We start from the raw sequence: 19,185 nt of genomic DNA on the forward strand, positions 1-19,185 counted from the left end.
CAGCGTTCCAGCGTTCCAGCGTTCCAGCGTTCCAGCGTTCCAGCGTTCCAGCGTTCCAGCGTTCCAGCGTTCCAGCGTTCCAGCGTTCCAGCGTTCCAGCGTTCCAGCGTTCCAGCGTTCCAGCGTTCCAGCGTTAATAATACAGTTTTGAGGAACTGTAACAACCCCATTTAAATAAATGTTTGTCGTCGCGATTGGACCGTGGGTGGTACCGCCGGTATCGCCCATACTCCAGTAAGTAGAAGCAACTAAAACATTATTAATAATAGTCTGCCCGACTAATGATTTCTTTATCCGCACAGAGGCCTGAATAGTACCGCCTGTATTATTCCCACCAAGACTCAAATTAAAACCAGTATTGCAATAATATTGCTTTTTAGGACTTGAGTTATGTATTGGACCAAAAGGCACTGAAAGGTAACCGTCTTTTGTATAGACTTTCACCCCTACTTGTAGATAGTCATTTCCCGGCACATCGTGATATAAATAATCGCCATCTGACTGCGGATTTGAGAGAGTAGTATCCCCCCAGATCCATATATATCTATAAGGCCCACCAGTACATTCACATGTCATCGTTGCGTTTTGAACGCCTGTGCTTAGAGTTTTATCAGGAATTATTGAACCTGGGACATTATCAGCTGGATTAGTTATATTCATATTACTCAAATCATAGCTGGCTGTCGATGGGCCGCTGGCCAGTGAGCAATATCCATCACCAGCATATACTGTTTTCATATACAGGAAAACAATCGCTGTAAGAAAAATAAATAGAGGTTTCTTCATTACTAATATCCTTTATTATGATAGTCAGTCGTCCTATCCAACCGTTGCACTCGTATCATCTGTGCTGTTGACCATCTATGCGAGGTCATGTCATAAGTCACAGATAATTAACTGCCTATCCCTATCTATCTCTTTGAGAATAATCACCAGTAAGAATAAGAAATCCAGCAAGCACCAATATAGGCTTTATATATTTAAACCACAAAAGCAGTCATAATTGAACATTTTAAAAACCCCCATACTCAGTACCACAGATGGAAGCAGATCATAACCTACTGTTTAGAATTGAATTTTTAACAAATTAAAAATATACACCGATAAATGTGAATTCTGATGAGCATTGCAAAATGAAGGTGCAACCACCAGTCATGATCCGGGCTCTGAATATCACTGATATGACCAAAGCTTGACGAGTATATTGCAACTGAACCTGACCTTGACGCCATCTATGAGAAGAGCACGTAAAGACCCAACAGCGGATAAGATAACGATATCAATGCGTTACCAGGCGCCCAAAGCAACAAGGGGTTACCTTTCGGTAACCCCTTGTTTAATTTGGCGGAAGCGTAGAGATTCGAACTCTAGAACCCTTTCGGGTCGCCGGTTTTCAAGACCGGTGCCTTCAACCGCTCGGCCACGCTTCCTAAGTGGGACGCACTATAAACATACCCGAACTTCCTGTAAAGCCCCACCTTGTTCGTTAGCGCAAAAAACAGTCAAATTGTTGTTATTCGGCTAAATTAACAACACAGTGGGTGGTTATTAGGCATTTTTATCATCATATAAACGCTTAATGTTTTTTGATGTACATGTCTTTGGTGTAGTAGTAGCCGAGTCGGTCAGGCGTAAAACCTCCTACCCACGGCTTCACGAGGTGCGTTCGCACGTAGTGATACACCGGAATGGCGGGAACATCCTGCGCCAGCATGTCTTCCGCCTGCTGATAGAACTTGCCACGCTCAGTGACATCTTTCGCCATAGCCGCGTTGCGCATTGCTTCATCGTAAGCCGGGTTGCTGTATTTGCTGGTGTTTTGACTGTCGCCTGTACGGAAGGTATCAAGGAAGCTTGCCGCATCGTCATAATCGGCAATCCACGCATAGCGCACCGCATCAAAATCACCGGTATGCATCGTATCGAGCATGGTCTTCCATTCCTGATTTTGTAGCTTCGCTTCCACGCCAAGATTTTTCTTCCACATCGAGCTGACGGCGATGGCAATACGCTGATGTGATTCGGACGTGTTGTAGAGCAAATTAAACGACAGCGGATGGTTGGCCCCAAACCCTGCCTCGGTGAGTAACTTTTTCGCTTCCGCGATGCGTTTCTCCTGTGGCCAACTGGCGTAGTCCGGATTATGCAGCTTCACGCCGCCAATATCGGGCTGGCTGACTATCCAGGCGGGGCGCTGGCCCTGCCCCATCACTTTATCGGCGATTATGTCTTTATCCAGCGCCATATTCAGCGCGCGACGTACCCGCGCGTCGTTAAACGGCGCTTTGGTGGTATTGAACTCGTAATAGTAAGTTGCCAGCTGCGGCGAGACATCCACCTGATCGCCCATCGTTTTCTTAAGCTGCGCAAACTGGTTAATCGGCAAGGTATAGACAATATCGATCTCCCCGGCCTTGTAACGATTCACATCGGCCGCCTCGGAGTGGATCGGCAACCAGGTCACTTTATTAATGACCGTATGCGCATCATCCCAATATTTACTGTTACGCACACCGATAATCCGTTCGTTCACCACCCACTGCGAAAGTTTATAGGCACCGCTGCCCACAAAGTGCTCCGGCAGCGTCCATTTATCGCCAAAGCGAGTAATCAGCACCTGATCGACAGGCACTAACGACGGGTGTGCAAGCATCGCAAGGAATGCTGCCGTCGGCTGCGTCAGCGTCACCTGCAATGTGTTGTCATCCAGCGCTTTCACGCCCAGGGTATCCGGTGTTTTTTTGCCAAGCGCGATATCCGCTGCATTGACGATATGCATGTTGCCGGGGTAACTGGCATAAGGCGAAGCGGTTTTCGGCGATACCAGGCGCTGCCAGCTCCAGACAATATCCTGGGCGGTGATGGCAGTACCGTCTGACCAGGTTATCCCGGGACGCAAATGGAACGTCCAGACGGTATTGTCTTTATTCTCCCATGAGGCGGCCAGCCGCGGTTCGATTGTGCCGTCGGGTTTCACTGCCACCAGCCCGTCAAACATGTCGCTGATGATATTGTACTCGACGTCACTTTCAACTTTGTGCGGGTCAAGCGACGCTGGCTCATTACCGTTGTTTCTGACCAGTTCCTGCTTATCTGCCAGCGGCGTTCCTTCAGGGACCTGTGCAGACCAGGCCATTGGGACTGAACTGATGAGCCCGGCGGCGAGTAATGCCAGCGTAATGTGATTGCGTTTTTGTGGTTTCATATCCATTGCCTTATTGATTTCATTATTGGTGATCCCGCCATCAGTGTTAACGACGATTTTTCAATAAGGCAATATTTTTCAGTGACCTATAAGATGTCGATCTGACTAATAAAAGAAAAACAACGAACATGCTGCCGCGATTTTTATCGCCGATATTTTCTTCTGTTTGTCCGGGGGAGCGAGTCGGTAAAGATGGGTAAAAACACTAGAGCTTTCGACTTTGTTTCCATATTCTCAGTAGTTATTACCCCTGTCATCAAATAGAGAGTGACTATGGATCGCATTATTACCTCGTCGCGTGACCGTACTTCGCTACTGAGCACGCACAAAGTTCTGCGTAATACCTATTTTCTGCTGAGCCTGACGCTGGCGTTTTCGGCGATCACCGCAACCGCCAGCACCGTGCTGATGCTGCCATCACCAGGGCTGATTCTGACGCTGGTCGGCATGTACGGCCTGATGTTCCTGACTTACAAACTGGCCGATAAACCGACCGGTATTCTGGCGGCGTTCGCTTTCACTGGTTTCCTGGGCTACATCCTCGGGCCAATGCTGAACGCATATCTTGCAGCCGGAATGGGTGATGTGATTGGCATGGCACTGGGGGGCACTGCACTGGTGTTCTTCGCCTGTTCGGCCTACGTGCTAACCACCCGCAAAGACATGTCCTTCCTCGGCGGTATGCTGATGGCGGGCGTGGTCGTCGTGCTTGTCGGTATGGTGGCGAACATCTTCCTGCAATTGCCTGCGCTGCACCTGGCCATTAGCGCGGTGTTCATCCTTATCTCTTCAGGTGCCATCCTGTTTGAGACCAGTAACATCATCCGCGGCGGTGAAACGAACTACATTCGTGCGACCGTTAGCCTGTATGTCTCGCTGTACAACATCTTTGTCAGCCTGCTGAGCATTCTCGGGTTTGCTAACCGCAACTAACGAAGACTCAGCCAGACCTCAAGCCCTGCTTATGCGGGGCTTTGTTTTTTGCTACACTGCGGCGGTTTCTGATAACGGCTATGAATGAATATGTTGAACTTTGAAGGCAAAGAAATAGAGACCGATAACGACGGTTATCTGAAAGAAAGCAGCCAGTGGAGTGAAGGTCTGGCGGAAGTGATTGCGCAGAAAGAGGCTATTCCCCTCTCCCCTGAGCACTGGGAAGTGGTGCGCTTTGTGCGAGACTTTTATCTCGAGTTCAATACCTCACCGGCTATCCGTATGCTGGTCAAAGCGATGGCGAAAAAGTTCGGCGAAGAGAAAGGCAACAGCCGTTATCTGTATCGCCTGTTCCCCAAAGGCCCGGCTAAACAGGCCACCAAGATTGCTGGCCTGCCAAAACCGGTGAAATGCATTTAATAGCGAATGCCGAAATCGGTCCAGGTTTTCCCGGGTTGGTGCGGTTCAGCCAGAACTTTATCGACCCGGGCGCTGCGCGGTCCACCCGCTTTTAGCCACGCCACCAGCTGCTCAACTTTATCCGCTTCCCCGCACGCCAGCACTTCGACGCTGCCGTCATCCAGATTTCGCGCATAGCCGGTTAGCCCCAGTTTTAAAGCCTCACGCTGCGTGCTGTAGCGAAACCCAACCCCCTGCACCATGCCGTGAACCCATGAGATTGTGCAAACCTGTGCCATAACGGTTCCCCCTTCTTGAACTGAATCATCAGAATAGCAAATTATATGCGGTCCTTTAGGCATCATGTTCAACGCACATTCTTTGGCAAACAGCCATAGTGCTGACGAAATCGGGCAGTAAATCGTGAATTCGAAAGATAGCCGCTGCGTAAGGCTATTTCGCCAATCGGTAAACGCGTCGTTTGCAGTTGAGACAGCGCAAAAGACATCCGCACCTCTTCGATTATCTGGCGATAGCTTTGGGATTCATGCTGTAGCCTGCGTCGCAGCGTTGAGGTCCCGAGCGATAACTGACTAGCAATCTCTTCTGCGGTCCATCCTTTTGCCGGGGACAGCATGATCAGTTGGCGTACCTGCTCACTCAGGTTGAATCGTCGTTCAATCAACAACGGGCCTGCACGCCCCTCATGCAATCCGAGCGGAATATCCCTTGAGAAAGTTGATTAACAATCTCTAGCGGCATATCGGCCGGAATGGTGTTTTCGTCCCTTCCGGCGCATGTGACCATGAGAGCTGTGGAGAGATATTTTTACCACTACAGCCAAAACCGTTAAACACCTGTTTAGCCGTTAATGGATGCTGACTGTCGATATCCGCGCTACTGAGAGTAAATACCGGAGCCGCGAATACAGCGGAACTGACACACGCCAGGGTGACGGCGGTCAATGCGATGGCACGTTTCATGTTATGTCCTCATTAAGGGAGAAACATGACTGTATCGGGTGCCGCCGTTATTTACTGTGCGGGTATGATTTGCTTTTGTGCCGAAACGCTCATCTCAGTTGAGTACTGGGCCAGTGTCAGGCCCGTAATTCATTGCATTTCCCCGCTGACGTGGGAAAATGGCGCCCATTTTCTTCGAAACAACAGAACAATTAATTATGAGCGTACGTTTAGTGTTAGCCAAAGGCCGCGAAAAATCCTTGCTTCGCCGCCACCCATGGATCTTCTCCGGCGCAGTCGCGCGCGTTGAAGGTAAAGCCTCTCTCGGTGAAACCATTGATATTGTTGACCATCAGGGTAAGTGGCTGGCACGCGGAGCGTACTCTCCGGCATCGCAGATCCGCGCTCGCGTCTGGACCTTTGATCAGGCAGAAACCATCGATATCGCCTTCTTTGAACGTCGCTTACAGCGCGCGCAAACCTGGCGTAACTGGCTGGCAGAAAAAGACGGTCTCGACAGCTACCGCCTGATAGCCGGTGAATCTGACGGCCTGCCGGGTGTGACCATCGACCGCTTCGGCAACTTCCTGGTGCTGCAATTGTTGAGCGCCGGGGCAGAATACCAGCGTGCCGCGCTGATCAGCGCCCTGCAAACCTGTTTCCCGAATTGCGCCATTTATGACCGCAGCGACGTAGCGGTGCGTAAAAAAGAAGGTATGGAATTAACGCAGGGTCCTGTGACCGGCGAAATGCCGCCTACCCTGCTGCCAATCGAAGAGCACGGCATGAAGCTGCTGGTTGATATCCAGAATGGCCATAAAACCGGTTATTACCTCGATCAGCGCGACAGCCGTCTGGCAACGCGTCGATACGTAGCCGACAAACGCGTGCTGAACTGCTTCTCCTATACCGGTGGTTTCGCTGTTTCTGCTCTGATGGGCGGCTGCCGTCAGGTCATCAGCGTTGATACCTCGCAGGAAGCGCTGGATATCGCCAAACAGAACGTTGATCTTAACAAGCTTGATCTGAGCAAAGCAGAATTTGTGCGTGACGATGTTTTCAAACTGCTGCGTAAATACCGCGATGATGGCGAAAAATTTGACGTGATCGTAATGGATCCGCCGAAGTTCGTGGAAAACAAAAACCAGCTGATGGGCGCGTGTCGCGGCTATAAAGATATCAATATGTTGGCTATCCAGCTGTTGAATCCAGGCGGCGTGCTGATGACCTACTCCTGCTCCGGCCTGATGACCACAGATTTATTTCAAAAAATCATCGCCGATGCCGCAGTTGATGCCGGGCGTGATGTACAATTTATAGAGCAGTTCCGTCAGGCAGCCGATCACCCGGTGATCGCGACCTACCCGGAAGGGCTGTATCTGAAAGGATTTGCCTGTCGCGTCATGTAAGTTGAAAAGTGAAACATTGCCCTCATATTTAATGTCAGTAATGTTTCCTGGGAGGTGACTATGATGATTGCCAGCAAATTTGGTATCGGCCAGCAGGTCCGCCATTCGCTGTTAGGGTATCTTGGCGTGATCGTCGATATCGATCCGGAATACTCCCTGGATGAGCCCTCGGATGATGAGGTCGCGGTGAATGATGAGCTGCGCACTTCACCGTGGTATCACGTGGTGATGGAAGATGATGACGGCGAACCCGTCCATACATATCTCGCAGAAGCCCAGTTGCAAAACGAAGCCAACGACGAGCACCCGGAACAACCATCAATGGACGAACTGGCGCAAACCATTCGCCAACAACTTCAGGCACCTCGCCTGCGCAACTGATAAAAAACCCCGCGACGCGGGGTTTTTCTTATTTAGCGAGCCCCAGACGGGGGATTTCAATCGCAGGACATTTATCCATCACCACCTTCAATCCCGCATCCTGTGCCAGCACGGCGGCCTGTTCGTTGATAACGCCCAGCTGCATCCACAGCGTTTTGGCGCCAATCGCAATCGCCTCCTGCGCCACGCCCCAGGCGGCTTCTGAATTGCGGAACACGTCCACCATATCCACTTTTTCAGGTACTTCCGCCAGCGTGCCGTAGCCTTGCTGACCCAGTAACGTTTTGCCCGCCACTTTCGGTGACACCGGAATGACGTGATAACCCTGGTCCAGCAGATACTTCATCACCCGGTAGCTTGGGCGGTCCGGCTTATCGCTCGCCCCTACCAGTGCGATGGTTCGGGTATCGTTCAAAATGCCTGCAATTTCGTTCTCTTTCATTATTTCCTCCGGGCCATTTTGCAAAGTGTACGACAATCCTGATACGCCAGCCATTCAGTCATACCAGAGTATGAGGGCAGAACCCTGAATTATGTCTATATGTTAATAAAAACCCATTTAGTAAAGATTTGATACACTCTACGAACAGGCATTTTTTCAGGAGATAGCGATGAGAACGGGGATGACCATTTTGTGTCTGTTGCTTCTGATGCCTGGCAGCGTATTTGCCACGACGCTTCGGCTCTCAGGTGACATTGATTTATTGGTACTGGACGGTAAGAAAGTGTCCAGCCTGCTGTTACGCGGTGCAGAAAGCCTTGAGGTGGATAACGGCCCCCATCAGGTGGTATTTCGCGTTGAAAAAATGATTATATTACCCGATCAGAATCGCCAGCTGTACGTCTCGCCGCCGCTTATCGCCAGCTTTAACTCGCAGCTGGTGGGCCAGGTAAACTTCAGTCTGCCGCGGCTCGAAACGCTGGAAGATACGCAGACCTTCACCTCCACGCCGCACGTCAGCCTGCTGGATGGCAACGCAATGCCTATTCCGGTCAAACTCGATATTCTGGCGATCACCCAGCCGGGGACCCACATCGATTATGAAAAGGCGACGGAGGCGTACAACGTCGCCAATAAACAAGCCTCCAGCAGGCAGTTCAGCACGCCACAGTCAGACGACAGCACGTTATTATCGAAAACCAACGAGCTGGATAACCCAGCCTATCAGTCACAAACATTGACTGAACAACGGCTGAAATACTGGTTCCAGTTGGCCGACCCGCAAACCCGCAACCGCTTTCTCGAATGGGCAAAATCGCAGCCATCCTCCTGATATCATGACGTAGCGCAGGAAAATTTGCCGTTGTCGCTTGCAGCAATAATCACTTCCAGTAATCTGTCGGCATGTTGAATAATGGAAAATAATTATGGAACAGACAACCCGTACCCTACCGGGTCGAAAACATATCGCCCTGGTCGCGCACGATCACTGCAAGCAGATGCTAAAAGCCTGGGTTGAGCGTCATCAGCCGCTGCTGGCACAGCATGAACTATATGGCACCGGCACTACCGGTAATTTGGTTCAGCGCGCAACCGGCCTGGACGTCACGGCAATGCTGAGCGGCCCGATGGGCGGCGATCAGCAGGTCGGCGCGATGATCGCGGAAGGTAAAATTGATGTCCTGATCTTCTTTTGGGATCCGCTGAACGCCGTGCCGCACGATCCAGATGTAAAAGCCCTTTTGCGCCTGGCAACCGTGTGGAACATTCCGGTAGCAACCAACGTCTCCACCGCGGATTTCATTATCCAGTCGGCTAACTTCAACGCGCCGGTAGATATTCAAATCCCTGACTATCAGCGTTATCTGGCTGAACGGTTGAAGTGATATGCGAAATGCCCGACGGCGCTGCGTTTACGTGGGCCTACAGGTTATGTAGGCCTGGACAGCGTAGCGCCACCGGGCTATTGGCGCGTTAATCACGGTTTGCGTGCGACCGGCACATCCAGAGATTTCAGTTCCTCGACAAACACCGACGGCTCCTGCTTGTTGAACATCAGCCACACGCGCTGACGCGCACGCGTCATGGCGACGTACAGTAAACGCCTTTCTTCAGCATCCGGGAAATCCTCCGGCTGTGGCAGTAGCGCCTGCTCCATAACTGACTCCCGCGCCGGTGCCGGAAACGCGTCCTGGCCTTCCTGCAAGCCGAGCACAATCGCGTAATCTGCCTGCTGACCTTTACTGGCGTGAATGGTCATAAAATCAATCTTCAGTTTCGGCCAGCGGGTCGCTGCTTTTTCCAGCGCCGCGGGTTTCAGGTGGTGATAACGCGCCATAATCAAAATTCGCTGTTCCGGCTTCGCAAAACCGCTCAGTTTATCGAGCAACGCATCGAGCTGATCGTCTGGCAGCAGCGTGACGGCTTTCTTATCGCCCGTCGTCAGGCTGTTCAGGGGTTTGCTTAGCTGATGTGGGTTTTGCTGAATGAAACGGTTTGCGATTTCGCCAATTCGACTGTTAAAACGGTATGTGGTATCCAGCGCGCAGTTGTCACCTTCACCGAAATAATCCGTAAAGGCGGTGGTCAGGGATAGCTGCGCACCGCTAAAGCGGTAGATTGCCTGCCAGTCATCTCCCACCGCAAACAAGGTGGTTTGCGAATTCTGCTTACGCAGCGCCGCCAGCAGTGCAGCGCGCTGAGGGGAAATGTCCTGAAATTCATCCACCAGAATGTGCTTCCAGGGGCTGACGAAGCGGCCTTTCTCCAGCACGTTAATGGCCTGATGAATCAGCCCGGAGAAATCAACTGCGCCTTCGTCCTTCAACGCCGTTTTCCATGCTTTCAGCAGCGGAGCCATCAGCTTGACGCGCTTGCCAAACAGCTCACGGATCTCTTCCGGTGCGCTTTCGATCATTTCAGCCTGCGAACCGCCATGGCTGCGCATCAGGCTGACCCAGCGATCGAGGCGACCGCCCATCCGACGCACAATTTTAGGGTCGTGCCAGTAGTCCTCCTCCGGCACATTCCATTCCATTTCTTCCTCAAGCCACTGCCGCCAGCCTTTGGCCTGCGCCTTTTTCTCCTGACATTGTTGCTGCCAGCATTTTGTCAGCAGCAACTGGCGCGCAGCGGCGTCATTTTCCAGCTTGCTGATAACCGGCACTTTTTTGCTGCCCTGCTGGATAATGTGCAGCGCCAGCGCATGGAACGTTTTCGCACTGATGGCCTCAGTGTTGAGACGCTCACGAATGCGCTCGTCCATCTCCTGCGCCGCTTTTCGACCGAACGCCAGAAGCAAAATCTGATCGGCAGCAGCTTCGCCACGCGTCAGTAGCCAACCGGCACGGGCCACCAGCACCGACGTTTTACCGCTGCCCGCACCGGCCAATACCAGAAGCGAGCGTTCACCATTCACCACCGCGCGCGCCTGCGCATCGTTGAGCGGTGAGGATTCAATTCCCTGGAAGAAAGCGGCGTACTGCGTCAGCATCGTTTCAGTAAATGCCTGGTTATGCTTGAGTCGGCTGGCATCCCGGTCTTTCAGCCACGCCTGACACTGCTGCCAGAGTTCGCGACAGTTGTCGAAACTGTCCAGCCGCGCCACAGGCACAGGCAGCGCTTCCAGGGCGCTGAGAATTTTTTGTCGCAATTGTCCGACAGCTTCGCGGGTCAGCCACTTACCTTCCGCACTGTGCCGAGAGATAACCGTCAACTGCTGCTGTAAAACGTCAGCGGCAATGACGCTCATTTCATCACTCCACTGCTGCCAGCTACTTTGCAGGTGATGATGAAAACGCTGAGTGTCGGCCCATTCTGTGCCATGCAGGCGAACCACTTTGTTATCCGGCAGAACGAACTCCAGCTCGCCCCACACCAGGCCGCGCTTGCAATGAATGGCGGTCAGTTGATTAAACGGAATCAGGTACTCATGGCGATCGCCAGAGACTTTTACCCCAGCATTCAGGAGTTCTACCCGGTCGTAGGGGTGCTGTGCCATACGTTTGCCGAGGGCTGTTGCTTTTAGTTCCATGTCTTGCCAAATCCCGGATGTAGACTTATGTATGACAGTGTAACCGCCAGATTCCAGGTGCTCCAGCGCTAAAAAACGTTACAATCGTCGGGTCTTTCTTTTCACAGGACTGAACAGAGGTTATATGCGTACCGTTCTGAATATTTTGAATTTTGTATTGGGTGGTTTTCTGACAACACTGGGCTGGCTGCTGGCCACGGTCGTCAGCATGGTGTTGATCATTACGTTACCGCTGACCCGCTCCTGCTGGGAAATCACAAAACTGTCGTTTCTGCCGTTCGGCAATGAAGCCGTGCATGTGGATGAGCTGAGTCCTGGCGAAAAAAATGGGTTGATGAATACTGGCGGTACACTGCTGAATATTCTGTGGTTCGTGTTGTTCGGCTGGTGGCTGTGCCTGACGCATATCGTCGCGGGCATTGCGCAGTGTATTACTATCATTGGAATTCCAGTGGGGATCGCCAACTTTAAGATTGCCGCTATCGCTTTGTGGCCTGTTGGCCGCCGCGTAGTTTCCGTAGAAACTGCCCGTGCCGCGCGTGAAGCCAATGCGCGTCGCCGATTTCAATGATCGGGACTGATTACCGCATGCTAAGCCCAATATTGCGCCGTTATACCTGGAACAGCGCCTGGCTGTATAACGCCAGAATTTTTATCGCGCTGTGCGGAACCGCTGCACTGCCGTGGTGCCTTGGGGAAGTGAAGCTCACCATCCCGCTGACGCTTGGGGTGGTGGCTGCGGCGCTGGCCGATCTCGATGACAGGCTTGCCGGACGACTGCGTAATCTCGTTATCACGCTGGTATGTTTCTTCATTGCCTCAGCATCCGTTGAGTTGCTATTCCCATGGCCGTGGGCTTTTGCGCTCGGACTGACGTTGTCCACCAGCGGGTTCATCCTGCTCGGTGGTCTTGGGCAGCGCTACGCGACCATCGCCTTTGGCGCATTGTTGATAGCCATCTATACCATGCTCGGCGTCTCGCTTTACGAGCACTGGTATCAACAACCGCTACTGCTGCTCGCGGGCGCGGTGTGGTACAACCTGCTGACGCTGACCGGCCATCTGATTTTCCCCATTCGTCCGTTGCAGGATAATCTCGCCCGCAGCTATGAACAGCTCGCGCATTATCTGGAACTCAAGTCGCGACTTTTCGACCCGGATATCGAGAATGAAACACAGATTCCGCTGGTTGAACTGGCGATGGCTAACGGCCAGCTGGTCGCCACGCTGAATCAGACCAAAGCCTCGCTGCTAACCCGTTTGCGCGGCGATCGCGGACAGCGTGGCACACGTCGCACGCTGCATTATTATTTCGCGGCGCAGGATATCCACGAGCGGGCCAGCTCCTCGCACGTACAGTATCAGTCCCTGCGCGATAACTTCCGCTACAGCGACGTCATGTTCCGCTTCCAACGCCTGCTTTCGATGCAATCTCAGGCATGTATGCAGCTTTCCCGCTCCATTTTGCTGCGCACGCCCTACCAGCATGATGCACGCTTTGAACGGGCTTTCACTCATCTGAGTGCAGCACTCGAGAGAGTCAGCGCCAGCGGGGCCGATAAAGAGCAGATGAAAGCGCTGGGGTTTCTGCTCAATAACCTTCACGCCATTGACGCGCAGCTAGCGACCATTGAGTCGGAACAGCAATTAGCCATGCCGCAGAGCGAGACCGAAACGCAGCTGGCCGATGACCGACTGCACGGGTTCAGCGATGTCTGGCTGCGACTGAGCCGTAACTTTTCCGCCGAGTCAGCCCTGTTCCGCCATGCGGTCAGGATGTCGCTGGTTCTCTGTGCGGGCTATGCGTTTATACAGTTCACCGGGATGAATCATGGCTACTGGATCCTGCTCACCAGCCTGTTCGTCTGCCAGCCGAACTATAATGCAACGCGCCACCGGCTGGCGCTTCGTGTTATCGGCACGCTGATAGGCGTGGCCATCGGCCTGCCGGTGCTGCTGCTGGTGCCGTCAATTGAAGGGCAGCTGTTACTGATAGTGCTCACCGGTGTGCTGTTCTTCGCCTTCCGAAATATTCAGTACGCCCATGCAACGATGTTCATTACTCTGCTGGTACTGCTGTGTTTCAATCTGCTTGGGGAAGGGTTTGAAGTCGCCCTGCCACGCATTATTGATACGCTTATCGGCTGTGCCATCGCGTGGGCGGCGGTCACCTTTATCTGGCCTGACTGGAAATTCCGTAATCTGCCGACAGTAATGGCGAGGGCTGTTGATGCGAACTGCCGCTATCTGGATGCGATTCTGGAGCAATATCATCAGGGCCGTGATAACCGCCTGCCCTACCGCATTGCCCGCCGCGATGCGCACAATCGCGATGCGGAACTGGCGTCCGTGGTCTCGAACATGTCTACCGAGCCCCGCATGACGGCGGAAATGCGGGAAACGGCCTTCCGACTGCTTTGCCTGAATCATACCTTTACCAGCTATATTTCTGCGCTTGGTGCACATCGGGAGCGGTTAACCAACCCTGATATCCTGGCGTTGCTGGATGATGCAGTTTGTTATGTTGACGACGCGTTTCATCATTCACCGTCGGATGAAAAACGCGTGCAGAAGGCACTGGCGGGCTTAATGGAACGGATCCATCACCTCGACCCCGGTTCAGAAAATAAAGCCCCGCTAGTCCTCCAGCAGATTGGATTAATGGTAAGCCTGTTGCCGGAATTTTGTCACCTGCAGCAGAAGGTTACCCCTCTTCGGGCATAGCCTTCTTTTTCCCCGTCAGCGTCTCTGCCCACTCAAGGAGATGCTGACGGCGGTGCAACGGTATGATGGCCGCATGTATTCCTGTTATGGCCCCCTCCAGTGCGAACAGCACATTGATACTTAAATCCTTCCGCATAGTACGCAGTCGATACCACGCCGCCGCCGCACCCAACTTTTGTAACGTGTCCAGGTCGTGAATCCCCGCCTCTGTCAGCAGTAGTTCCAGTTGAAAGCTGATATTGGGCAGGTTACGCATTCGCTGTGGGTCGCTTCGACGCTTCTTCTCGTTTTGCGCTCCACGGAGTGACAACGCAGACATGTTCAATAACAGAGTCTGATCCTGCCAAAGGTTTTCGTCGACCCAATAGTAATTCAGCGATATTGGACGGCCACGCTTAACAAGCGTCAACAACCGCTGTGGCGTTGCCACATTATAGGTCGCACTTTGTTCACACACCCGGAGGTAAAGCTCTCCATGAGCCACCATGGCGAAGACGGTGTCATCAATGGAAAGGCTATATCCCCCAAATAATGCGCGGTGATGAATTTTCCCCAGAGATGACAAACATTCTTCACACTGATAGATCCTTTTAATTGATATTTTTCCCATGATTCTGTCCTGTAATCATGCAGTTATATGAAAGGGTTTTGATAGCGGATCCGTTAATGAAGAACATAAGGAAGTTCAATTACGGGGGCAAGAGGTTCTTATCCAGAGGTCCTATTCTGTGCAATATTTGCGAGGAGCTTTCAGAAAATGAAGTTGATCTTTCGTCTGACCAGGTATACTGTACATTCATACAGTACACCCACAAGGCGGGATTCACTATGTACACTTCAGGTTATGCAAATCGCACATCAATGGTTTCTGCAACTGCAGTCGACCATCCACAGCACAGTTCTACTGGGCTTATCAGCGAAGTGCTTTATCGTGAGGATCAGCCGATGATGACTCAACTGCTGCTGTTACCCCTTTTACAACAGCTTGGCCAGCAAGATCGCTGGCAATTGTGGCTCACGCCGCAGCAGAAACTGAGTCGCCAGTGGGTTCAGGCATCGGGCCTTCCGCTGTCTAAAGTTATGCAAGTTAGCCAAATGTTGCCAGAAATGACGCTTGAATCTATGATTCGCGCACTTCGTACCGGGAACTATAGTGTTGTTATTGGCTGGGTTACCGAAGAGTTGAGCGAAGATGAACATCATCGACTCACGATTGCGGCCGAAGAAGGTAACGCAATGGGCTTTATTATGCGTCCTGTCAGAACCACTTCCCTGCCCACGAGACAGTTTTCTGGCCTTAAAATTCACTCTAATTTGTATCATTGAGTAAAAATAGGATTATTCCTAGCATTTTTTTTACCCTGTCTATAACCCGCTATTTTTTGCGGGTTAATTTAGGAAAATGCTTGTCTGGTGCGGTTCTCAGCATTTTGTTCGGCCCAAAAATTCAACATAAATGTTAAATATTGTGTACACAACTCTTTTTTTTTCATATGCCTGACAGAGTTCACACTTGTAAGTTTTCAAGTACGTTGTAGACTTTACATCGCCAGGGGTGATCGGCTTAAGCCACAGATTACGGCGTAGTTACTGAATTAGGCTCCGCCCCCGGTGAAGGATTTAACCGTGAACTTCTAAATGGATATTCATGGCGATTTTTGGATGATAACGAGGCGCAAAAAATGAAAAAGACAGCTATCGCGATTGCAGTGGCACTGGCAGGCTTCGCTACTGTAGCGCAAGCCGCACCGAAAGATAACACCTGGTATGCTGGTGGTAAATTGGGCTGGTCTCAGTTCCATGATACTGGCTGGTATGACAGCTCCCTGAACAACAACGGTCCAACCCACGACAGCCAGCTCGGCGCAGGTGCGTTCGGTGGTTACCAGGTAAACCCGTATGTTGGTTTCGAAATGGGTTATGACTGGCTGGGCCGTATGCCTTATAAAGGCGACCAGGTTAACGGCGCATTCAAAGCTCAAGGCGTTCAGCTGACTGCTAAACTGGGTTACCCGGTAACCGACGATCTGGACGTTTATACCCGTCTGGGCGGCATGGTATGGCGCGCTGACTCCAGCAACAACCAAACCAGCGACAACCACGACACCGGCGTTTCCCCAGTATTCGCTGGCGGCGTTGAGTGGGCAGTGACCCGTGACATCGCTACCCGTCTGGAATACCAGTGGGTTAACAACATCGGCGACGCAGGCACCGTAGGTGTTCGTCCTGATAACGGCATGCTGAGCGTTGGTGTTTCTTACCGCTTCGGCCAGGACGATGTTGCTCCAGTTGTAGCTCCGGCTCCAGCTCCAGCTCCAGAAGTACAGACCAAGCACTTCACCCTGAAGTCTGACGTTCTGTTCAACTTCAACAAAGCGACTCTGAAACCAGAAGGTCAGCAGGCACTGGATCAGCTGTACTCCCAGCTGAGCAACCTGGATCCTAAAGACGGTTCAGTAGTGGTTCTGGGCTTCACCGACCGTATCGGTTCTGATTCCTACAACCAGAAACTGTCTGAGCAGCGTGCACAGTCTGTTGTCGATTACCTCGTATCTAAAGGTATCCCGGCTAACAAGATCTCCCCACGTGGTATGGGCGAATCTAACCCAGTTACCGGCAACACCTGTGACAACGTGAAAGCTCGCGCTGCACTGATCGATTGCCTGGCTCCAGATCGTCGCGTAGAGATCGAAGTTAAAGGTAGCAAAGACGTTGTAACTCAGCCGCAGGCTTAAGTTATCGTCTAATAAAAAACCCCGCATCGCGGGGTTTTTTTTTATTCTGAATTCAGGTGGGTTACTTCTCTTTCCCTAGCAACGCCTGCAAATCTTGTTTGAGCGTTGTCATCTTGCTCGCGTACTTCTCTTTGTTTTCCGCATCTTCAATTAGCTGCACTATCGTCTCCGACAGGGTCTTAGCCCGGCGATGTGCCAGACCCGCCAGGCGTTGCCAGACGATAAACTCCAGGTCGATAGACTTCTTGCGAGTATGCTGATGCTCGGCGTTGAAGTGACGTTTACGTCGCGCTCGAATCGTTTGCTTCATACGATTAAACAGTGCCGGATTCATGTGCTGCTCAATCCAGTCGTTGACCTGTACAGGTTCGTTTTCGAGCGTCAGCAAGGTATCTACCGCGTCTTGTGCAGCGCTGGCCTCAATGTAGCGGGTGATCAACTCACCTTCCCGGTGCTTTTTAACCAGGTACTTCCATTTCCAGCCGCTTTCAAGGTTTTCCAGTTGTTGATATTTCATTGCGATCTCAATGTGACCGTGTAACTCATTTCAGGATAACAGGTTTTTGCTGATGTGCTGAGAAGAAATCGCCCTGAGCGAGTGAGGCTATTATCCTTCAGAAAGTTGCCCGCTAATCCCCGTGTGCTGAGTGTCGCCTTGAGGTATAATCACCCGCTTTACATCTGACTAAAAAACAGCGACTTTGACGATTACAAAACTTTCACGGCGCGATTTAGCCCCCGATCTTGAGGCTTATCAGACGCTGTTTGCCCAGCCTGATTTGGCAACCGAAACCGATTCCTTACCCGGCGAACTGCAGGCACGTCTGCACTACGCGCTGGATCAATTCCTCTATCCTCAGGCCATATCTGACTTCCTGTTGGTGAAAGCCCCGGAAGAACCTGAGTATCTACAGTTACTGACCGATGCCACTCGAGAACGTCGCGACGATACGCAGCCGCTCTGTGGTGTCCGTTACACGATCAACGGCAATCAGGTTACTCTGACTGAGGCCACCACGCCCGAAGACAATTTCTCAAGCCAGAGGCCAGTAATTCAGGCTGATTGGGTTGAAGCCGAACAACTGTTTGGCTGTGTTCGTCAGTTCAATGGTGAAATCAGCCTCCAGCCGGGTCTCGTGCACCAGGCTAACGGCGGCGTTTTAATCCTCTCTTTACGCAGCCTGCTTTCTCAGCCGCTGCTGTGGATGCGTCTGAAAAATATCGTCTCCCATCAGCGTTTTGACTGGCTGACCTTTGACGATGCCCGTCCCCTGCCCGTCAGTATTCCTTCTATGCCGCTGTCGCTGAAGGTGATGCTGGTCGGTGAGCGTGAATCACTGGCCGATTTCCAGGACATGGAGCCGGAACTGTGTGAAAAAGCCATCTACAGTGAATATGAAGACAATCTGCAGGTCGTTGATGAAGACTCGCAGAAACTCTGGTGTCAGTGGGTGTGGCATATTGCACGCGGTCTGAATTTACCAGGCCCTGATACCGACGCCTGGCCGCTTCTCATTCAGGAAGGTGCGCGCTACACCGGTGACCAGCAGGCTCTGCCGCTGTGCCCGTTGTGGATTGGTCGCCAGCTGCGTGAAGCCGCTGCCTTCTGTGAAGGTGAACGTTTTAGCGCAGAACAGCTGACCACCATGCTGGTTCAACGCCAGTGGCGTGAAGGCTATCTGGCAGAGCGCATGCAGGATGAAATTCTGCTTGAACAGATCCTTATCGAAACGGAAGGCGAACAGATAGGCCAGATTAACGCCCTGTCTGTGGTCGAATTCCCGGGCCACCCGCGCGCCTTCGGTGAACCTTCGCGTATCAGCTGTGTAGTTCACATTGGTGACGGTGAGTTCACGGATATCGAACGCAAAGCAGAACTCGGCGGTAACATCCATGCAAAAGGCATGATGATTATGCAGGCGTTTTTGATGGCTGAACTGGGCCTTGACCAACAGATCCCTTTCTCAGCGTCTCTCACCTTCGAGCAGTCGTACAGCGAAGTCGACGGAGACAGCGCATCAATGGCCGAGCTATGTGCCCTGATAAGCGCCCTGTCGAACGTGCCTGTCAATCAGAGCCTGGCCATCACTGGGTCCGTTGACCAGTTTGGTCGTGCGCAACCGGTAGGCGGTCTCAATGAAAAAATTGAAGGTTTCTTCGCTATCTGTCAGCAACGCGGCCTGACCGGGAAACAGGGCATTATCATTCCTTCTGCAAACGTGCGTCATCTCAGCCTTGCGCAGGAGGTACAGAAAGCAGTGGAAGCCGGTGAATTTTCACTCTGGGCAATTGATGATGTAACGGATGCGCTGCCACTGTTGACGCAGTTGATTTGGGACGGCGAAGGCCAGACCACGCTTCTGCAAACTATTCAGGAACGTATTGCTCAGGCAAATCAGCAGGATACGCGTCATCGCCCATGGGCAATGCGCTGGTTAAACTGGTTTCATTCAAACTGATCGG

The 19,185-nt window shown here is 52.0% G+C and carries 19 protein-coding genes, 1 tRNA gene and 1 pseudogene; 11 read left to right on the forward strand and 10 right to left on the reverse strand.

The genetic code is table 11. The annotated features are described in order from the left end of the window. The 3 genes from MUU51_RS17770 to MUU51_RS17780 form a co-directional block, all read right to left on the reverse strand. Positions 1 to 786, reverse strand: a 786-nt coding sequence (locus tag MUU51_RS17770) for a fimbrial protein (protein ID WP_509908850.1), incomplete at its 3' end; no start/stop codon positions are given. A 556-nt stretch (positions 787 to 1,342) separates the two neighbouring features. Continuing rightward, positions 1,343 to 1,430: transfer RNA gene (locus tag MUU51_RS17775), tRNA-Ser, on the reverse strand. 146 nt (positions 1,431 to 1,576) lie between these two features. Next, positions 1,577 to 3,205, reverse strand: coding sequence for an ABC transporter substrate-binding protein (locus MUU51_RS17780; protein ID WP_258968259.1), 1,629 nt, complete (start codon positions 3,203 to 3,205; stop codon positions 1,577 to 1,579). 273 nt (positions 3,206 to 3,478) lie between these two features. Between MUU51_RS17780 and yccA the strand changes: the two genes are divergently transcribed. Then, complete coding sequence (yccA, locus tag MUU51_RS17785) at positions 3,479 to 4,138, forward strand: FtsH protease modulator YccA (protein ID WP_258968260.1); 660 nt, start codon at positions 3,479 to 3,481, stop codon at positions 4,136 to 4,138. A 90-nt stretch (positions 4,139 to 4,228) separates the two neighbouring features. Beyond that, positions 4,229 to 4,558 (forward strand): sulfurtransferase TusE, encoded by a 330-nt coding sequence (tusE, locus tag MUU51_RS17790; RefSeq protein ID WP_258968614.1) that lies wholly within the window; start codon positions 4,229 to 4,231, stop codon positions 4,556 to 4,558. Here tusE and yccX read toward each other — a convergent pair. From yccX to MUU51_RS17805, 3 genes and pseudogenes are all read right to left on the reverse strand, one after another. Continuing rightward, on the reverse strand, positions 4,555 to 4,836 hold the full coding sequence (gene yccX / locus MUU51_RS17795) for an acylphosphatase (protein ID WP_159753607.1): 282 nt from the start codon (positions 4,834 to 4,836) through the stop codon (positions 4,555 to 4,557). The two genes, tusE and yccX, sit on opposite strands and share 4 nt — an antisense overlap. Positions 4,837 to 4,904: 68 nt before the next feature. Beyond that, positions 4,905 to 5,249, reverse strand: a pseudogene (locus MUU51_RS17800) (helix-turn-helix transcriptional regulator); the annotation flags it as partial. Between the two features lie 40 nt (positions 5,250 to 5,289). Then, positions 5,290 to 5,520 carry a YbhB/YbcL family Raf kinase inhibitor-like protein gene (locus MUU51_RS17805; RefSeq protein WP_200849690.1) on the reverse strand — a complete coding sequence of 77 codons (231 nt, stop codon included), beginning with the start codon at positions 5,518 to 5,520 and terminating at the stop codon, positions 5,290 to 5,292. Between the two features lie 197 nt (positions 5,521 to 5,717). Here MUU51_RS17805 and rlmI point away from each other — a divergent pair, with 197 nt between their 5' ends. Next, complete coding sequence (gene rlmI / locus MUU51_RS17810; RefSeq protein ID WP_258968261.1) at positions 5,718 to 6,908, forward strand: 23S rRNA (cytosine(1962)-C(5))-methyltransferase RlmI; 1,191 nt, start codon at positions 5,718 to 5,720, stop codon at positions 6,906 to 6,908. Between the two features lie 63 nt (positions 6,909 to 6,971). Then, entirely contained in the window at positions 6,972 to 7,289 is a 318-nt protein-coding gene (gene hspQ / locus MUU51_RS17815) for a heat shock protein HspQ (RefSeq protein ID WP_159755213.1), read from the forward strand. A gap of 28 nt (positions 7,290 to 7,317) precedes the next feature. Here the strand turns inward: hspQ and MUU51_RS17820 are convergent, their stop codons facing one another. Next, positions 7,318 to 7,731, reverse strand: a complete 414-nt coding sequence (locus MUU51_RS17820; protein WP_159773244.1) for a CoA-binding protein — start codon at positions 7,729 to 7,731, stop codon at positions 7,318 to 7,320. Between the two features lie 169 nt (positions 7,732 to 7,900). Between MUU51_RS17820 and csgI the strand changes: the two genes are divergently transcribed. Beyond that, positions 7,901 to 8,563, forward strand: coding sequence for a curli synthesis inhibitor (csgI, locus tag MUU51_RS17825; protein WP_159773246.1), 663 nt, complete (start codon positions 7,901 to 7,903; stop codon positions 8,561 to 8,563). Between the two features lie 94 nt (positions 8,564 to 8,657). Beyond that, positions 8,658 to 9,116: a methylglyoxal synthase gene (mgsA, locus tag MUU51_RS17830; RefSeq protein ID WP_159773248.1), complete on the forward strand. Its 459-nt coding sequence runs from the start codon at positions 8,658 to 8,660 to the stop codon at positions 9,114 to 9,116. Positions 9,117 to 9,208: 92 nt separating this feature from the next. Here mgsA and helD read toward each other — a convergent pair whose 3' ends face one another. Next, entirely contained in the window at positions 9,209 to 11,263 is a 2,055-nt protein-coding gene (helD, locus tag MUU51_RS17835) for a DNA helicase IV (RefSeq protein ID WP_258968262.1), read from the reverse strand. A gap of 124 nt (positions 11,264 to 11,387) precedes the next feature. Here helD and MUU51_RS17840 point away from each other — a divergent pair, with 124 nt between their 5' ends. Further along, positions 11,388 to 11,834 carry a YccF domain-containing protein gene (locus tag MUU51_RS17840; protein ID WP_159773252.1) on the forward strand — a complete coding sequence of 149 codons (447 nt, stop codon included), beginning with the start codon at positions 11,388 to 11,390 and terminating at the stop codon, positions 11,832 to 11,834. A gap of 17 nt (positions 11,835 to 11,851) precedes the next feature. Further along, positions 11,852 to 13,987 carry a YccS family putative transporter gene (yccS, locus tag MUU51_RS17845; RefSeq protein ID WP_258968263.1) on the forward strand — a complete coding sequence of 712 codons (2,136 nt, stop codon included), beginning with the start codon at positions 11,852 to 11,854 and terminating at the stop codon, positions 13,985 to 13,987. Here yccS and MUU51_RS17850 read toward each other — a convergent pair. After that, positions 13,968 to 14,597 (reverse strand): TfoX/Sxy family DNA transformation protein, encoded by a 630-nt coding sequence (locus MUU51_RS17850; RefSeq protein WP_159773256.1) that lies wholly within the window; start codon positions 14,595 to 14,597, stop codon positions 13,968 to 13,970. The genes yccS and MUU51_RS17850 overlap by 20 nt on opposite strands. Before the next feature lie 218 nt (positions 14,598 to 14,815). Here MUU51_RS17850 and sulA point away from each other — a divergent pair, with 218 nt between their 5' ends. Both sulA and ompA read left to right on the forward strand, forming a co-directional pair. Further along, the gene (sulA, locus tag MUU51_RS17855; RefSeq protein ID WP_159773258.1) at positions 14,816 to 15,313 is read left to right on the forward strand and encodes an SOS-induced cell division inhibitor SulA; all 498 of its coding nucleotides are present in this window, start codon (positions 14,816 to 14,818) and stop codon (positions 15,311 to 15,313) included. A 356-nt stretch (positions 15,314 to 15,669) separates the two neighbouring features. Further along, on the forward strand, positions 15,670 to 16,722 hold the full coding sequence (gene ompA, locus MUU51_RS17860; protein ID WP_159773260.1) for a porin OmpA: 1,053 nt from the start codon (positions 15,670 to 15,672) through the stop codon (positions 16,720 to 16,722). 61 nt (positions 16,723 to 16,783) lie between these two features. On the opposite strand, the gene matP is transcribed toward ompA, so the two are convergent. Continuing rightward, the gene (gene matP / locus MUU51_RS17865; RefSeq protein WP_159773262.1) at positions 16,784 to 17,239 is read right to left on the reverse strand and encodes a macrodomain Ter protein MatP; all 456 of its coding nucleotides are present in this window, start codon (positions 17,237 to 17,239) and stop codon (positions 16,784 to 16,786) included. A gap of 184 nt (positions 17,240 to 17,423) precedes the next feature. On the opposite strand from matP, the gene MUU51_RS17870 reads away from it, so the two are divergent. Then, positions 17,424 to 19,181, forward strand: coding sequence for an AAA family ATPase (locus MUU51_RS17870; protein ID WP_159773264.1), 1,758 nt, complete (start codon positions 17,424 to 17,426; stop codon positions 19,179 to 19,181). Positions 19,182 to 19,185 lie beyond the last annotated feature (4 nt).

This window comes from Scandinavium manionii, assembly GCF_024764775.1.
In the GTDB taxonomy this organism is placed as follows: Bacteria; Pseudomonadota; Gammaproteobacteria; order Enterobacterales; family Enterobacteriaceae; genus Scandinavium; species Scandinavium manionii.

What these genes read in the sequence shown, in the direction of transcription:
- MUU51_RS17780 (WP_258968259.1), bottom strand. Translation starts at nt 3,205, where the DNA reads ATGAAACCACAAAAACGCAATCACATTACGCTGGCATTACTCGCCGCC.
- yccA (WP_258968260.1), top strand. Translation starts at nt 3,479, where the DNA reads ATGGATCGCATTATTACCTCGTCGCGTGACCGTACTTCGCTACTGAGC.
- tusE (WP_258968614.1), top strand. Translation starts at nt 4,229, where the DNA reads ATGTTGAACTTTGAAGGCAAAGAAATAGAGACCGATAACGACGGTTAT.
- yccX (WP_159753607.1), bottom strand. Translation starts at nt 4,836, where the DNA reads ATGGCACAGGTTTGCACAATCTCATGGGTTCACGGCATGGTGCAGGGG.
- MUU51_RS17805 (WP_200849690.1), bottom strand. Translation starts at nt 5,520, where the DNA reads ATGAAACGTGCCATCGCATTGACCGCCGTCACCCTGGCGTGTGTCAGT.
- rlmI (WP_258968261.1), top strand. Translation starts at nt 5,718, where the DNA reads ATGAGCGTACGTTTAGTGTTAGCCAAAGGCCGCGAAAAATCCTTGCTT.
- hspQ (WP_159755213.1), top strand. Translation starts at nt 6,972, where the DNA reads ATGATTGCCAGCAAATTTGGTATCGGCCAGCAGGTCCGCCATTCGCTG.
- MUU51_RS17820 (WP_159773244.1), bottom strand. Translation starts at nt 7,731, where the DNA reads ATGAAAGAGAACGAAATTGCAGGCATTTTGAACGATACCCGAACCATC.
- csgI (WP_159773246.1), top strand. Translation starts at nt 7,901, where the DNA reads ATGAGAACGGGGATGACCATTTTGTGTCTGTTGCTTCTGATGCCTGGC.
- mgsA (WP_159773248.1), top strand. Translation starts at nt 8,658, where the DNA reads ATGGAACAGACAACCCGTACCCTACCGGGTCGAAAACATATCGCCCTG.
- helD (WP_258968262.1), bottom strand. Translation starts at nt 11,263, where the DNA reads ATGGAACTAAAAGCAACAGCCCTCGGCAAACGTATGGCACAGCACCCC.
- MUU51_RS17840 (WP_159773252.1), top strand. Translation starts at nt 11,388, where the DNA reads ATGCGTACCGTTCTGAATATTTTGAATTTTGTATTGGGTGGTTTTCTG.
- yccS (WP_258968263.1), top strand. Translation starts at nt 11,852, where the DNA reads ATGCTAAGCCCAATATTGCGCCGTTATACCTGGAACAGCGCCTGGCTG.
- MUU51_RS17850 (WP_159773256.1), bottom strand. Translation starts at nt 14,597, where the DNA reads ATGGGAAAAATATCAATTAAAAGGATCTATCAGTGTGAAGAATGTTTG.
- sulA (WP_159773258.1), top strand. Translation starts at nt 14,816, where the DNA reads ATGTACACTTCAGGTTATGCAAATCGCACATCAATGGTTTCTGCAACT.
- ompA (WP_159773260.1), top strand. Translation starts at nt 15,670, where the DNA reads ATGAAAAAGACAGCTATCGCGATTGCAGTGGCACTGGCAGGCTTCGCT.
- matP (WP_159773262.1), bottom strand. Translation starts at nt 17,239, where the DNA reads ATGAAATATCAACAACTGGAAAACCTTGAAAGCGGCTGGAAATGGAAG.